The sequence below is a fragment of the Pseudomonas sp. SM4 genome, from assembly GCF_051913165.1.
Taxonomy (GTDB): Bacteria; Pseudomonadota; Gammaproteobacteria; order Pseudomonadales; family Pseudomonadaceae; genus Aquipseudomonas.
The window spans coordinates 35,716-51,022 of sequence record NZ_JBODOE010000015.1; the positions used below are offsets into that span (position 1 = coordinate 35,716).

The 15,307-nt window shown below is 58.6% G+C and carries 12 protein-coding genes and 1 tRNA gene; 4 read left to right on the forward strand and 9 right to left on the reverse strand.

The window, feature by feature from the left end:
* Positions 1 to 31: 31 nt before the first annotated feature.
* From ACQ4MY_RS24415 to dibA, 6 genes are all read right to left on the reverse strand, one after another.
* Positions 32 to 1,021, reverse strand: a complete 990-nt coding sequence (locus ACQ4MY_RS24415; RefSeq protein ID WP_007963490.1) for a sulfate/molybdate ABC transporter ATP-binding protein — start codon at positions 1,019 to 1,021, stop codon at positions 32 to 34.
* A gap of 3 nt (positions 1,022 to 1,024) precedes the next feature.
* Positions 1,025 to 1,897 carry a sulfate ABC transporter permease subunit CysW gene (gene cysW, locus ACQ4MY_RS24420; protein ID WP_008080021.1) on the reverse strand — a complete coding sequence of 291 codons (873 nt, stop codon included), beginning with the start codon at positions 1,895 to 1,897 and terminating at the stop codon, positions 1,025 to 1,027.
* Between the two features lie 12 nt (positions 1,898 to 1,909).
* Positions 1,910 to 2,728 carry a sulfate ABC transporter permease subunit CysT gene (cysT, locus tag ACQ4MY_RS24425; protein WP_008080019.1) on the reverse strand — a complete coding sequence of 273 codons (819 nt, stop codon included), beginning with the start codon at positions 2,726 to 2,728 and terminating at the stop codon, positions 1,910 to 1,912.
* A 228-nt stretch (positions 2,729 to 2,956) separates the two neighbouring features.
* Positions 2,957 to 3,970, reverse strand: a complete 1,014-nt coding sequence (locus ACQ4MY_RS24430) for a sulfate ABC transporter substrate-binding protein (RefSeq protein ID WP_008080017.1) — start codon at positions 3,968 to 3,970, stop codon at positions 2,957 to 2,959.
* A gap of 158 nt (positions 3,971 to 4,128) precedes the next feature.
* Positions 4,129 to 4,311, reverse strand: coding sequence for a sulfur starvation response protein OscA (gene oscA / locus ACQ4MY_RS24435; RefSeq protein ID WP_007917682.1), 183 nt, complete (start codon positions 4,309 to 4,311; stop codon positions 4,129 to 4,131).
* Positions 4,312 to 4,634: 323 nt separating this feature from the next.
* Positions 4,635 to 6,554 carry a phosphodiesterase DibA gene (gene dibA, locus ACQ4MY_RS24440; RefSeq protein ID WP_440096735.1) on the reverse strand — a complete coding sequence of 640 codons (1,920 nt, stop codon included), beginning with the start codon at positions 6,552 to 6,554 and terminating at the stop codon, positions 4,635 to 4,637.
* Positions 6,555 to 6,700: 146 nt separating this feature from the next.
* On the opposite strand from dibA, the gene desA reads away from it, so the two are divergent.
* A complete protein-coding gene (desA, locus tag ACQ4MY_RS24445; protein ID WP_440096736.1) occupies positions 6,701 to 7,882 on the forward strand; it encodes a delta-9 fatty acid desaturase DesA in 1,182 nt (393 codons plus the stop codon).
* A gap of 236 nt (positions 7,883 to 8,118) precedes the next feature.
* On the forward strand, positions 8,119 to 9,108 hold the full coding sequence (locus tag ACQ4MY_RS24450) for a GGDEF domain-containing protein (protein ID WP_440096737.1): 990 nt from the start codon (positions 8,119 to 8,121) through the stop codon (positions 9,106 to 9,108).
* Positions 9,109 to 9,271: 163 nt separating this feature from the next.
* On the opposite strand, the gene ACQ4MY_RS24455 is transcribed toward ACQ4MY_RS24450, so the two are convergent.
* The 3 genes from ACQ4MY_RS24455 to gabD all read right to left on the reverse strand — a co-directional run bounded on the left by ACQ4MY_RS24455 (position 9,272) and on the right by gabD (position 13,527).
* Positions 9,272 to 10,483 carry a response regulator gene (locus ACQ4MY_RS24455; RefSeq protein ID WP_008080001.1) on the reverse strand — a complete coding sequence of 404 codons (1,212 nt, stop codon included), beginning with the start codon at positions 10,481 to 10,483 and terminating at the stop codon, positions 9,272 to 9,274.
* Positions 10,484 to 10,620: 137 nt separating this feature from the next.
* The gene (gabT, locus tag ACQ4MY_RS24460; protein WP_008080000.1) at positions 10,621 to 11,898 is read right to left on the reverse strand and encodes a 4-aminobutyrate--2-oxoglutarate transaminase; all 1,278 of its coding nucleotides are present in this window, start codon (positions 11,896 to 11,898) and stop codon (positions 10,621 to 10,623) included.
* Between the two features lie 186 nt (positions 11,899 to 12,084).
* Positions 12,085 to 13,527, reverse strand: a complete 1,443-nt coding sequence (gene gabD / locus ACQ4MY_RS24465; RefSeq protein ID WP_008079999.1) for an NADP-dependent succinate-semialdehyde dehydrogenase — start codon at positions 13,525 to 13,527, stop codon at positions 12,085 to 12,087.
* A 432-nt stretch (positions 13,528 to 13,959) separates the two neighbouring features.
* On the opposite strand from gabD, the gene ACQ4MY_RS24470 reads away from it, so the two are divergent.
* A tRNA-Arg gene (locus ACQ4MY_RS24470) sits at positions 13,960 to 14,036 on the forward strand.
* Positions 14,037 to 14,239: 203 nt separating this feature from the next.
* Positions 14,240 to 15,280 (forward strand): virulence RhuM family protein, encoded by a 1,041-nt coding sequence (locus tag ACQ4MY_RS24475; protein ID WP_440096738.1) that lies wholly within the window; start codon positions 14,240 to 14,242, stop codon positions 15,278 to 15,280.
* Positions 15,281 to 15,307 lie beyond the last annotated feature (27 nt).

Here is a 15,307-nt window from a genome sequence, read left to right on the forward strand (position 1 = left end):
CAAAGATCGCAGCGCCCCCAGTTCTTTGGCGTTAGAGACTGGCGACTTTCTGCCAGACCTTCGGCTTGAAGAACAAGGTTTCACCCTTGGCCAGGCCGATCAGGCTGTCGTGGTCTTTCACCACTTCGGCTTCGATCAGATCAGTCTGCCCTTCGACCTTCAATGTCACCCGCGTGGTCGCGCCCAACGGCCGGATGTCGCGTACTTCGGCGGCGTGGTGGTCTTCCAGTTCGTGTTTGGACAACGACACTTCGTGCGGGCGGAACAGCACGTGATTGTCGTCGCTCAGCAGCAGGCGGTTCGAATCGCCGAGGAAGTGATAAACGAAATCGCTGGCCGGGTTCTCGTAGACGTCGCCCGGTGAACCGATCTGCTCAATCACGCCTTTGTTCATCACCACGATACGGTCGGCGACTTCCATCGCTTCTTCCTGGTCGTGGGTCACGAACACGGAGGTCAGGTTGATGTCTTCGTGCAACCGCGCCAGCCAGCGGCGCAGCTCTTTACGCACCTTGGCGTCAAGGGCGCCGAAGGGCTCGTCGAGCAGCAGGACCTTTGGTTCCACCGCCAAGGCACGGGCCAAAGCGATGCGCTGGCGCTGACCACCGGACAACTGCTCCGGATAACGATCCGACAGCCAATCCAGTTGCACCATGTTCAGCAGTTCGTGAACCTTGGTCGCGATCTGGCTTTCGCTCGGGCGCTGGTTTTTCGGTTTCATGCGCAGGCCGAACGCGACGTTGTCGAACACGGTCATGTGGCGGAACAAGGCGTAGTGCTGGAACACGAAACCGACGTTGCGATCACGCACGTCGTGGCCGGAAACGTCTTCACCGTGGAAAACGATATTGCCGTTATCCGGGGTTTCCAGACCGGCGATAATCCGCAGCAGCGTGGTCTTGCCGCAGCCCGAGGGGCCGAGCAGCGCGACCAGTTCACCGCTGTGGATATCCAGGCTGATGTTGTCCAGCGCCTTGAACGCATTGAAATTCTTGCTGACGTTACGCACTTCGATCGACATGAATTATTCCTCCGCGGCGCTGGCGCGCAGGCGGTTGATACGGTTTTCGCTCCACTGCTTGGCCAGCAGGATGAAGAGCGCCAGGATCAGCAACAGGCTCGCCACGGCGAACGCGGCCACGTGGTTGTATTCGTTGTAGAGGATCTCGACGTGCAGCGGCAAGGTGTTGGTCACCCCACGAATGTGCCCGGAAACCACCGACACCGCACCGAATTCACCCATGGCCCGCGCGGTACACAGCACCACGCCATAGATCAGGCCCCACTTGATGTTCGGCACGGTGACATGCCAGAACATCTGCCAACCGTTGGCGCCGAGCAGGCGTGCGGCTTCTTCTTCCTGCGTGCCTTGTTCCTGCATCAGCGGGATCAGCTCACGGGCCACGAACGGCACGGTGACGAAGATCGTCGCCAGCACGATGCCCGGCAAGGCGAAGACGATCTGGATGTCGTGATCCTGCAGCCACGGCCCGAACAGGCCTTGCGCGCCGAACATCAGCACGTAGACCAGACCGGCGATCACCGGCGACACCGAGAACGGCAGGTCGATCAGCGTCACCAGCATGCTCTTGCCACGGAACGAGTATTTGCTCACGCACCATGCAGCGCTGACGCCGAACACCAGGTTCAGCGGCACCGAAATCAGCACGGCGAACACGGTGAGTTTCAGTGCCGACAGTGCATCCGGTTCAAAAATCGCGGTGAAGAACGCACCGAGGCCATTTTTCAAACCCTGCGATACGACGATGAACAACGGCAACAGCAGAAACAGGAAAAAAACCAGCCAGCCAAGGCCGATCAGGATTCTGCGCGAAGTGGCACTGCCACGGCGTGCAGCGTTGGCCGAAGAGGCGGCCGCAATAGACGATTGGGACATGTTCGCGCCTCCTTATGGGGTTTCGATGCGCCGCTGCAGCAAGTTGATCAGCAGCAACAGGACGAAGGAAACCACCAGCATCAGCACGCCGATGGCGGTAGCGCCGGTGTAATCGTATTGGTCGAGTTTGACCATGATCAGCAGCGGCAGGATCTCGGTTTTCATCGGCATGTTGCCGGCGATGAAAATCACCGAACCGTACTCGCCGACGCCACGCGCGAACGCCAGGGCAAAACCGGTCAGCCAGGCAGGCAGCAGCGCGGGCACGAGGATGTGGCGGAACACCTGCAAGGGTTTCGCACCGAGGCACGCGGCGGCTTCTTCGACTTCACGAGGGATGTCGGCCAGTACCGGCTGCACCGTGCGCACCACGAACGGCAGGGTGACGAAGGTCAGCGCGAGGGTTATACCGAGTGGGGTGTAAGCGATTTTGAAACCGAGGTCGGCAGCGAATTGCCCGACCAGACCGGCCGGCGCGTACAGCGCGGTCAGCGCGATACCGGCAACGGCTGTCGGCAGCGCGAACGGCAGATCGATCATTGCGTCGATCACCTTGCGCCCGGGGAAGGTGTAGCGCACCAGCACCCACGCCAGCAGTGTGCCGATGATGCCGTTGATGATCGCGGCACACAGCGCGGTGCCGAAGCTCAGCTTCAATGCCGCCAGCACCCGCGGTGCGGAGATGATCGCCCAGAACTGATCCCAGGTGAGTTGAGCGGCGTGGACGAACATCGCCGCCAGCGGGATAAGCACAATCAGGCTGAGGTACACCAAGGTGTAACCCAGCGTCAGCCCGAAGCCGGGTATGACGGGGGAGATACGACGCGACATAAAAGTCCTTGGTTAAAAACGCATCAATGTGGGAGTGAACTTGTGGTGAGGGGATTTATCCCCGATCGACTGCGCAGCAGTCGCAAAACCATAGTTTGCGGTTGATTTGATTTACCGCAAATGTCGGCGTTGGGGCTGCTGCGCAACCCATCGGGGATAAATCCCCTCACCACAAAAGCTCACTCCCACATCTCAAGTGCCCAAACATCAGGCTCGTTATAAGTCAGATTACTGCGCCTGATAAATCTGGTCGAACACGCCACCGTCGTTGAAGAATTTCGGTTGCGCGGTTTTCCAGCCGCCGAAGTCCTTGTCGATGGTCACCAGGTCCAGTTTCGGGAACTGCTGGGCGTATTTGGCAGCGACTTCTTTGTCACGCGGACGGTAGAAGTTCTTCGCGGCGATTTCCTGCCCGGCCGGGCTGTACAGGTGCTTGAGGTAGGCTTCGGCGATCTGCTCGTTGCCTTTCTTCTCGGCGTTCTTGTCGACCACGGCCACTGGCGGCTCGGCGAGGATCGACAGCGAAGGCACGACGATGTCGAACTTGTCCGCACCGCCATCTTCTTTCAGCGCCAGGAACGCTTCGTTTTCCCAGGCCAGCAACACGTCACCCTGACCGTTGTTGACGAAGGTAATGGTCGAACCGCGTGCACCGGTGTCGAGAATCGGCACGTGCTTGAACAGGGTCTGGACGTATTCTTTGGCTTTGGCTTCGTCACCGCCGTTGGCTTTCAGGCCGTAGGCCCACGCGGCGAGGAAGTTCCAGCGCGCACCGCCGGAGGTTTTCGGGTTCGGCGTGATCACCGAGACGTCGTTCTTGACCAGATCGCCCCAGTCCTTGATGCCTTTCGGGTTGCCCTTGCGCACCAGGAAGACGATGGTCGAGGTGTACGGCGTGCTCGCTTCCGGCAGACGCTTCTGCCAGTCGGCGGGCAGGGTCTTGCCAAGCTTGGCGATTTCATCGATGTCGCCAGCCAGCGCCAGGGTTACTACGTCGGCGCGCAGACCGTCGATCACCGCACGGCCCTGCTTGCCCGAACCACCGTGGGATTGCTGGATTTTCACGGTGTCGCCGGCGTGATCTTTCTGCCAGAACTTGATGAATTCAGCGTTGTAGTCCTGATACAGCTCGCGCGTCGGGTCATACGACACGTTGAGCAGTTCGTAATCCTTGGCAACCGCGGAACCGGCAAACACAGCGCTGGCCAGAGCGGCCAAAGCGTAACGGCGAATCGACGACATGGTGAAAGCTCCTGGTATTCGGGTGGTGGCTTTTTCTTATGACTATCTGGAATCGGGTGTGCCGGCTAAAGATCGTCCGATCGCGGCCCGAACCTTCGGCAGCTCCTACATAAATCCCCCGTAGGAGCTGCCGCAGGCTGCGATCTTTTGATCTTCACTCAGCCCGGTTGCTTACCCGGTTGCTGCAAACGAAATTTCTCTTTGCGTTCGATCTGCACGACTTGCGCGTTGTGCACAGTGATTTCCACCGCGCCAAAACGCAGATCGCGCAGGGCGCTCTGGATTTCACGCAAGATGGTGCTTTCGTCCTGACCGTCAACGCTGCGAAGGGATGCGCTCATGGTGCTGCTCCTTTGAATGGGATATGCCTGGCAGTGGGCGGCACTGCGTTCGGCGTGGGAGCAATATAAGAGAGGCGCGGATATTCTTAAAAAGACTATTTAAGAATGTTTATATAACTGAAAAACATTATGTGGCGGGGCAAGGGTTTGCGCCGATCTCAGAGCGACAGATAACCCTGTGGCGAGGAGATTTATCCCCGTTGGGTTGCGAAGCGACCCTGAAAATTTGGGACTGCTGCGCAGTCCAACGGGGATAAATCCCCTCGCCACAGGTTTTGTATTCACCACAGATTTTGTGTGCACCTCAGGTTTTGTGTCAGCTGTCAGCCAATAACAGGTGCTTTCATCCAATCAATCTCCAACGCCGGCACCGGCCGGCCAAACCAGTACCCCTGCCCCAACTCACATGCCTGCTCCAGCAAAAACACCGCCTGCTCCGCCTGCTCGATCCCTTCCGCATGCACCTGCATGCCCATGCTCCGCGCCAGCGCGATGATCACCCGAACAATCGCCGCGTCGTCCTCATCCCACGGCAAACCTGCAACAAATCCCTGATCGATCTTCAATTTCTGCACCGGCAAACGCTTGAGCCTCAGCAGCGACGAATAGCCGGTGCCGAAATCATCAATGGCCAGGCGAATCCCCAGTTCACGTAAACGGTGCATCTGCTCCAGCGCCACTTCCGGATCATCCATCACCGCGCTCTCGGTGACTTCCAGCTCCAGGTAGGCCGGATCCAGCCCGGTATCGCGCAGCACCTGCGCCACTTGTTGATACAGCTCACGACGGGCGAACAATCGCGACGAAACATTCACCGCAACAAACGACAACACCACGCCGGCCTGCTGCCACTCACACATCTGCCGACACGCCTGCTGCATGACCCAAGCGTCGATTTCGGCGATCAGCCCGGTGCGCTCGGCAATCGGGATGAATTCTGCCGGTGATACCAGACCGCGCTGCGGATGCTGCCAGCGCACCAACGCTTCGACGCCGATCAGGCGACTGGTTTTCAGGTCATGCACCGGCTGGTAGTAGACACGCAGTTCCTGTTGTTCCAGCGCGCGGCGCAGTTCAAACGCGATTTCGACGCGTTGCTGGGCGTGGACAGTGAGTTCTTCGGTGTACAGGGCGTAACCGTTGCGTCCGCTGCTTTTGGCCTTGAACAGCGCGGTATCGGCATTGCGCAGCAACTGCTCGGCGCTCAGTGCATCGCTGGGGAACAGACTGATGCCGATGCTGGCGTTGATGAACAGTTCGTGACCGTCGCTGCAGAACGGCTCCTTCAGCGCATCGTGAATGCGCTGGGCCAGTGCCGCCGCCTGCACCGGCTGTGGACAACTTTCCGCGAGCACGGCGAACTCGTCGCCGCCGAGGCGCGCCAGGGTGATCCCCGGCCCGAACAGTTCCTGCAAGCGCGCCGCCACCGCCTTGAGCAAGCGGTCGCCGACGTTATGCCCGAGGCTGTCGTTGATCATCTTGAAGTGATCGAGATCGAGCATCAGCAAGGCACAGCCGCGCTTGTGGGTCTGCGCCGACGCCAGCGCCTGCTCGGCGCGGTCGCTGAACAGCAGGCGATTGGGCAGGTCGGTCAGCGGGTCATGGTGGGCGAGGCGCTTGAGCTCGGACTCCGAGTCCTTGATCGCGCTGATGTCGGAGAACACCGCCACATAGTGGCTGATCCGCGCCTGATCATCGTGAATGACCCGGATGGTTTGCCACTGTGGATAAATTTCGCCGCTTTTACGCCGGTTCCAGATCTCGCCGCTCCACTCGCCCTGCGACTCCAGCGTGGCAAACATCGATTGATAGAAACCCGGCGGATGATGGCCGGACTTGAACAGGCTCGGCTGCTGCCCGAGGACTTCTTCGCGCTGATAACCGGTGATCTCCATGAAGGCGCGATTGACGTGCACGATCAACCCCTGATGATTGGTCACCAGCACCCCTTCTCGCGTGCAGTCGAACACCGCTGCCGCCTGACGCAAGCGTTCACGGTCTGCGTGGCGCTCACGCAAACGCGCACCAATTCCCAGAAACGCACATAAATGCGCCCGCGCGAGGAAAATCAGCCCGGCGCTGACCGCCGCAAACAGGTAACCGTTGATCAGTTGCCAGCGGGCAAGATCGACGGAGCTATCGAAGAAATTGTTTAATAAATGATCAGAACCTTGCAGCCAGACAGCGGCAAGCACGAGATAGAGCAGCGCTGCACGCAAGGCATCGCGATAAGTGGCAGACATTCGGCTGTCCATGTCCCTACAAAAAGGTTGGAATTATAGGTCAAGAAACATCCAGCGACTCTTATCTGAAAGGGCGACTGGTTTTATCTGTGTGCTTAGTGATAATGCAACGGCTGTTTTTATCTTTATCGAGGGCCCTATAGCCTATGTGGTACGAAGGTTTTCTTGGCTTGTCGGCCTGGTCTCTGGTCGCAGTCACCCTGCTGATGACCCACGTGACAATTGTCGGCGTCACGGTTTATCTGCACCGTTACTCGGCCCATCGCTCGCTGGAGCTGAATGCTGGCCTGAAACACTTTTTCCGCTTCTGGCTGTGGCTGACCACGGCGCAGAACACCCGCGAGTGGACCGCCATCCACCGTAAACACCACGCCAAATGCGAAACCGAAGACGACCCGCACAGCCCGGTCATCAAGGGTTTGTCCACGGTACTGCGTACCGGCGCCGAGCTGTACCGCGCCGAAGCGCAGAACCCGGAAACCCTGCGCATTTATGGCAAGAACTGCCCGGACGACTGGATCGAGCGCAACGTCTACACGCCGTATCCGCTGTTGGGTGTGGCGATCATGGGCGTCATCGACCTGCTGCTGTTCGGCACCATCGGCATCACCATCTGGGCGATCCAGATGATGTGGATCCCGGTGTGGGCCGCCGGCGTAATCAACGGTCTGGGCCATGCGGTCGGCTATCGCAACTTCGAATGCCGCGACGCGGCGACCAATCTGGTGCCTTGGGGCATCCTGATCGGTGGCGAAGAACTGCACAACAACCATCACACCTACCCTAACTCGGCCAAGCTGTCGGTGAAGAAGTGGGAGTTCGACCTCGGTTGGGCGTGGATCAAAGTCTTCAGCTTCCTGCGTCTGGCCAAGGTTCAGCGTGTCGCACCGATTGCCCATCGCGTGGAAGGCAAAGGCAGTCTGGACATGGACACCGCCATGGCGATCCTCAACAACCGCTTCCAGATCATGGCCCAGTACCGCAAATTGGTGATCGGCCCGCTGGTCAAACAAGAGCTGGCCAAGGTCGATCATTCGGTACGTCACCAGTTCCACCGCGCCAAGCGTCTGCTGTCGCGGGAAACCAGCCTGCTGGAAGATCGTCACCACTTGCGTATCCAGAACATGCTCGAGCACAGCCAGGCGCTGAAGGTAATTTACGAAAAACGCCTGGCCCTGCAGCAGATCTGGGTCAAGACCAGCGCGAACGGCCACGACATGCTCGCAGCCATCAAAGAGTGGGTTCACGAAGCAGAGGCCAGCGGCATCCAGTCCCTGCGCGACTTTGCCGGCCAGCTGAAAACCTATTCTCTACGCCCCACCGCCTGACGGTGTAGGAGCTGCCGCAGGCTGCGATCCTTTGATTCTCTTTGTTGAAATCAAAAAAGATCGCAGCCTCGTTTCACTCGACAGTTCCTACAGGCGTGCCGCGATGGCCGCTTGGCAGTATCCGGTAAACACCGGGAACTTCGCCCAAAATCCCCTATCTCAAAGACACTTCGCCATCCCGGCGGGCTGTACTGTGGCCGTTGTCGATTGCGGCACGCCCTTTGAGACTTGTGCCGATGGTCAATAACAACCAAAAAGACTCATCCTTCCCGCAGTGGCCCGAGGCCGCGCAAACCCTTATGGCATTGATGCACGCGCAAGGCGAAGTCGCCCGTTTGAGCGAACGCGAGCAGCTGTTCAGCTCGCTGCTGGTCAGCGTCAACGCCGTGCTTTGGGCTTTCAACTGGGAAACCCGTCAGGTGCTGTACGTCAGCCCCGCCTATGAACGGATTTTCGGCCGTTCCGCCGGCCTGTTGCTCGCCGACTACAACCAGTGGCGCGACAGCATCTACCCCGACGACCTCGAATACGCCGAACGCAGTCTTGCCGAAGTCCTGCACAAGGGCGCAGTGGAAGATCGCGAATACCGGATCATCGCCGCCGACGGCCAGGTGCGCTGGCTCAGCGACAAATGCTTTATCAATCGTCAGGACGAGCCCGGACAGCCGGTGATCATCGTCGGCATTGCCGAGGACATCACCGACAAGAAGCAGATGGAAACCGAACTGCATCGTCTGGCGACCACTGATGTGCTGACCCAAAGCAGCAACCGCCGTCACTTCTTCGAATGCGCCAACCGCGAGTTCGACGAGGCGCGTCTGCAAGGTTCACAGATGGCGTTCCTGCTGCTGGATATCGATGATTTCAAAATGATCAACGACACCTACGGCCACCCTGAAGGCGACAACGTGCTGCAACGGATTGCCGAGTGCGGGCGTGGATCGTTGCGCCGCGGCGACCTGTTCGGACGCATTGGCGGGGAAGAATTTGCTGCGGTGTTTCCGGGTTGTGCGCCGGATATGGCGATGCAGGTGGCTGAACGGTTGCAGCAGGAGATTCAGCGGTTGAGCTTCAACCACGACGGCCAGACCTTCGCTATCACCGTGAGCCAGGGCCTGACCAGCCTCACCGAAGATGACGAGAACCTCGACAGCCTGTTCGCCCGTGCGGATGCGGCAATGTACGAGGCCAAGCGCCAGGGCAAGAACCGCATCATCTCTGCCTGAATATTCGATTTGAAATGCGAACCTGTGGCGAGGGGATTTATCCCCGCTGGACTGCGCAGCAGTCCCCTGCGTTTTTTGGATCAAAAGAGGGGCCGCTGCGCAGCCCAACGGGGATAAATCCCCTCGCCACAAAGGCTCGACTCTTAAGAAAGGTGTGGGCGGGTTACTTACGCATCCGCATCAGCTCCGGCAAGCCGATCTTGAGCAACCGCGCCGTGCGGCTCTTCGCCAGCTCCTCAACGCCTTCATGCTCGGTCAGGCGCGCCATCTGCGCCGCCATGTTCATCACCAGTGCTTCGCGTGAATAGACCCCGCCGCCGAGCTGGTAGACCGAGGCAATCAACTCCCGCAATTCCAGCGGCAAACGCCAACGTGTACGCAAGGCCGAACCATAAGCCGCACCAAACTCAGCCAGCGCCTCACCGACTTCCTCCAGCTCATCCAGCTCACCACCGGCCTGCTGCCACTCCTGCAAGCAGCGCAACAGCGCCAGATCACCGAGCCGATGGAGCATGCCCGCGCAATAGCAGCGTTCCTGATCCAGGTCGAGCAAGCGCGCCAAGGTGCGCGCGTATTCAGCGGTGTGCAGCGACAAACCCCAATAACGCTCGGCATAGTCGGCCAGACACGGATCACTGAGTTTGGCACTGCGCTTGAGCGCCAGGCCGAGAATCAGATTCATGCTCTGCCCGGTGCCCAGTCGATGCAGCGCCTGAGCCAATGTCTGCACCGGCGCACCATGGTGTTGCGCGGCGCTGTTGGCCGCCGCGATCAACACCGCGGTGATTTGCGGATCGGTTTTTATCTCATCTTCCAGCAGCTTCAGGTCGAGGCCATTGGGATTCAGGCTGCGCTTCACGGCCACTTGAACGTCGGTCATCAACGGCGCGCCATCGGCTTGCTCACGGCGACGCTCAAGAAACACCGACAAGGTCATGCCCGGCGCTAGCGCCGGCACTTCACAGAACACTTCTTCCCCGGCATTGAGCAGCAAGCCCTGCAAACGGGCGGTCAGACTTTCCATGTTCAAGGGTTTGGTGAGATACGCCGTCGGCGCCAACGGAATGGCTTCGCGCACACTGGCGCTGTCATTGCGACTGCTCATCAGAATGAACGGCAGCGGCGGATTGCGTTTGCGCTGGCGCACGCTGCGCAGCACGTTCAAACCATCGACGCCGGGCAGCTCCCAATCGACGATAGCCAAGTCATACGGAATTTCGCTGAGCATCGACATGGCTTGCTGCCCATCGGCACACAGATCCAGCCGCGCATCACAACGCACGTTCAGCAATACTTGTTTGAGCAGGTCGCGCGACCACGGGTCAGCCTCGGCAATCAACACTCGCGGTACGGCGGGTAATTCAACGGCAGTCATGCGCGCTCTCCCTTGCAATGCCTGAACCTTAGCCAATGCTGGCCATTCGATACAGTGCTAAAGCGCTCGATGTGTTTCAAGGGGCGTAAAAAAACCCGCCGAAGCGGGTTTTTTGTCGATCAGGTCACACGGGGAGATCAGAGCTCGGAGAAGCACTCTTCGATGATCGCCAGACCTTTGTCCAGTTGCTCGTCCGGCGAGGTCAGCGGTACCAGTACGCGCAGAACGTTGCCGTAGGTGCCGCAAGACAGCAGGATCAGACCCTTGTCGCGCGCCTTGGCCACAACCGATGCCACAGCAGCAGCATTTGGCTTGTGGCTGTCGCCGTTTTCGAACAGCTCGACGGCGATCATCGCGCCCAGCGCGCGGACTTCACCGATCACCGGGTACTTGGCCTGGATAGCCTTCAGGCCAGTGACCAGACGCTCGCCGACTGCCTTGCAGCGATCCAGCAGGTTTTCTTCTTCGAACACTTCCATCACTGCCAGCGCAGCGGCACAAGCGATCGGGCTACCGGCGTAGGTGCCACCGAGGCCGCCTGGAGCAATGGCGTCCATGTATTCGGCCTTGCCGCAGACACCGGCCAGCGGGAAGCCGCCCGCGATGGATTTGGCGAAGGTGGTCAGGTCGGCAGCAACGCCCATCTGTTCCATGGCGAAGAAGGTACCGGTACGGCCAGCGCCGGTCTGTACTTCGTCAGCGATCAACAGGATGCCGTGCTGGTCGCACAGCGCGCGCAGACGCTTCATGAATTCTTTCGGCGCAACGTAGAAACCACCTTCACCCTGTACAGGCTCGATGATGATCGCGGCGATGTCTTTCGGCTCGGCGTCGTTCTTGAAGATGCGTTCGATGGAAGCGATCGAGTCGTCGATGCTCACGCCATGCAGTTCGTTCGGGTACAGCGCGCGGAAGATGCCGCCAGGCATCAGACCCATGCCGGCCGAGTAAGGCACGACTTTACCGGTCAGGCCCAGGGTCATCATGGTGCGACCGTGGTAGGCGCCAGTGAAAGCGATCACGCCAGCGCGGCCAGTGGCGGCACGGGCGATTTTCACGGCGTTTTCTACCGCTTCGGAACCGGTGGTGACCAGCAGGGTTTTCTTGGCGAAATCACCCGGGATCTTCGCGTTGATCTTTTCGCACACTTCTACGTACGGTTCGTAAGCCAGCACCTGGAAGCAAGTGTGGGTCAGCTTGTTCAGCTGTTCGGTCACGGCGGCGATGATTTTCGGGTGCACGTGGCCGGTGTTCAGTACAGCGATACCGCCGGCGAAGTCGATGAACTCACGACCTTCAACGTCCGTCACGGTAGCGTTTTTTGCCGACTCAGCGAAGATCGGGTGAATCTGGCCAACACCACGTGGAACAGCTGCGGTACGGCGGGCCATCAGTTCAGCGTTAGTCTTGCTCATTACAGTCCTCATTCGCCGCTCATCGGGCGGCGTGGTTCAAGGATTAAGCGGGAGGAAGCGACGGTGGCAGCATGCGATGATCGACTGCCACGGCGTTCCCGGCCGCAGAGAAAATTCCGGTTTTGAAACGACGCAAAGGGGCAGCGCTCTCGTGCCCTTTGCGTTTGCAGCGATCTTTGACCGGGCTTAGATGCCCAGGCAGAGGTATTTGATTTCCAGGTAATCTTCGATGCCGTACTTGGAGCCTTCACGGCCCAGGCCCGAGGCCTTGATGCCGCCGAACGGCGCGACTTCGTTGGAGATCAGCCCGGTGTTGACGCCAACCATGCCGTATTCCAGCGCTTCAGCGACACGGAACACACGACCGAGGTCGCGCGCATAGAAGTACGAAGCCAGACCGAACTCGGTGTCGTTGGACATCGCGATCACTTCGGCTTCGTCTTTGAAGCGGAACAGCGGTGCCAGCGGGCCGAAGGTTTCTTCCTTGGCAACGGCAGCATTTTTCGGCACGTTGGTGAGGATGGTCGGCTCGAAGAAGTTGCCTTCCATCGCCTTGCCGCCAGCCAGCACGGTGGCGCCTTTGGATACGGCGTCAGCAATGTGTTCTTTGACCTTGGCCACGGCTTTTTCGTCGATCAGCGGGCCAGTGGTGGTGCCGTCTTCCAGACCGTTGCCGATCTTCAGTTTGGCCACAGCCACTTTCAGCTTCTCGGCGAACGCGTCGTAGACCGAATCCTGAATGTACAGACGGTTGGCGCAGACGCAGGTCTGGCCGTTGTTGCGGTATTTGGAAATGATCGCGCCTTCGACGGCCTTATCCAGGTCCGCGTCGTCGAACACGATGAACGGCGCGTTGCCGCCCAGTTCCAGCGAGACTTTCTTGATGTCCTTGGCGCATTCAGCCATCAGCTGGCGGCCAATTTCGGTCGAACCGGTGAAGGACAGTTTGCGCACGATCGGGTTGCTGGTCAGCTCGCTGCCGATGTCGCCGGCGCTGCCGGACACCACGCTGAACACGCCCGCAGGAATGCCCGCACGCTGAGCCAGTTCGGCCAGGGCGAAAGCGGAAAACGGCGTTTGCGAAGCAGGCTTGAGCACCATCGTGCAACCAGCGGCCAGAGCCGGGCCGGCTTTACGGGTGATCATCGCCGCCGGGAAGTTCCACGGGGTGATCGCGGCGGTCACGCCGATTGGCTGCTTGATCACGATCAGACGCTTGTCTGGCTGATGACCCGGAATCACGTCGCCGTAGATGCGCTTGGCTTCTTCGGCGAACCACTCGATGAACGAAGCGGCGTAAACGATTTCGCCCTTGGCTTCGGCCAGCGGCTTGCCCTGCTCGAGGGTCATCAGACGCGCGAGGTCGTCCTGGTTCTCGATCATCAGTTCGAACCAGCGACGCAGCTTGCCGGCACGCTCTTTGGCGGTCAGTGCACGCCAGGCTGGCAGCGCCTTGTCGGCCGCCTCAATGGCACGGCGGGTTTCGGCGGCGCCCATCTTTGGCACGGTACCGAGGATTTCGCCGGTGGCCGGGTTATTGACCTTGATCGTCTGACCGTTGTCCGCATCAACCCAAGCGCCATCAATAAAGGCTTGCTGGCGGAACAACTGGGTGTCTTTAAGCTGCATGTCGGCTTTCCTTAACAGCACCGCGGCCTGCGCGGAGCAAATTATGATTGTAGAAAGGCGCCTCGCAAGGCTGCCGTCAGGGAAATCAGTGACCGGGTGTGGCGCATCAAGCGTGGACGTTTCGAACCACCAGCGCTGCAACACCCAGCCTAAGAGCGTTTGAAATCTCAAACGGATCGTAGGATCAAAGGGGGTAAAGGACAATAGGTCGTTCGAAAAAAAGAACAAAAACGCCGCGTTTGTGGAAATTTTCAGATCAACGAGCAAAAAGCCCTCGCGGCAACAGAACCATAGATCAGTCCCGTGAAAGCGCCAAGCGAGGGTTTTGCAGGACGTTACAGCTTTAAGGAATACAGTGATTTCAGCGGACACGCGCACTGACAAACCCCGGCATGGACGCCCCGAGCCGACCTAGGTATGATGTCGCCCGCTGCACCAGTAGCTCAGCTGGATAGAGTACTGCCCTCCGAAGGCAGGGGTCGTGGGTTCGAATCCCGCCTGGTGCACCATTGATTTAAACGAGAAAGCCCCGGACTGTGATGGTCCGGGGCTTTTTTGTGGGCGATGGCTTTATGAAAACATCGGGGATTGGAAACAAAATTACACGAGAATCGGGTTCATTAGATCAGCGGTTTTCGCCACACTGTGTAGCCTCCCTGACCCTTTGCGATCAATGTAAAGACTCGCCAGAACTGCTCGCGGAACAGCCCAAATGATTGATCAGAACGACACAGCTTATCCTGCAGCCCCTCAAGGGGAGCTTTTGCTTTTTCAAAGCTCCGAGGGACAGATACGCCTGGAATGTCGATTCGAATCCGAAACGCTTTGGTTATCTCAGTCGATGATTTGTGAGCTGTACGGTAAGGCCAAAGCAACTATCAGCGAACACATTAGCCATATTTTTGTCGAGGGCGAGTTGTCAGAGGATTCAGTTGTTCGGTATTACCGAACAACTGCCGCCGACAACAAACCTTACAACGTCAAGTATTTCAGCCTGCCATTGATTATCGCGGTGGGATACCGCGTCCGTTCCAAGCGAGGCACCCAATTCCGTCAATGGGCCACGCAGGTAGTTGAAGAATATCTGGTCAAGGGCTTCGCCATGGACGACGAGCGCTTGAGAAACCCACCCGTGGGGCGCTCACAGGTACCTGACTATTTTGACGAACTGCTTGAGCGCATCCGAGATATTCGTGCCAGCGAGAGACGGGTTTATTTAAGGGTGAAGGATATCTTCGCGATGGCGGCCGATTACGTGCCATCCAACAAGGAAACGACTGCGTTCTTTCAGATCATCCAAAATAAGCTTCATTTCGCCAGCACCGGCTTGACTGCCGCCGAGCTAATCTTCCAGCGCGTTGACGCCTCAAAAGTAGATATGGGTCTAACCAACTTTAAGGGAGATGAGGTGCGTAAAAGCGATGTCACAATCGCTAAAAACTATCTCACTCAAGAGGAAATCAATGCTCTCAATCGTATCGTTACGATGTGGCTGGATTTCGCGGAAGATCAAGCATTGATGCGCAAACAGATTTTCCTGAGGGATTGGCAAGAGAAGTTGGACCAGTTTTTGGAGTTCAATAGCCGCCAGATTTTGCAAGGATCGGGACAAACGAGTAATCAAGTAGCCGAAGAAAAAGCCCGAGCTCAATATGAAATCTATGCCGAACGACGCAGGGCTCTGAAAGAGACAGAAGGCGAACGGTCAGCCATTGAAGCGCTCCGCGGCATTTCACAAAAGAGCCAGCAGTGAGCACACGGCCTTGGATCAGGCAACCAA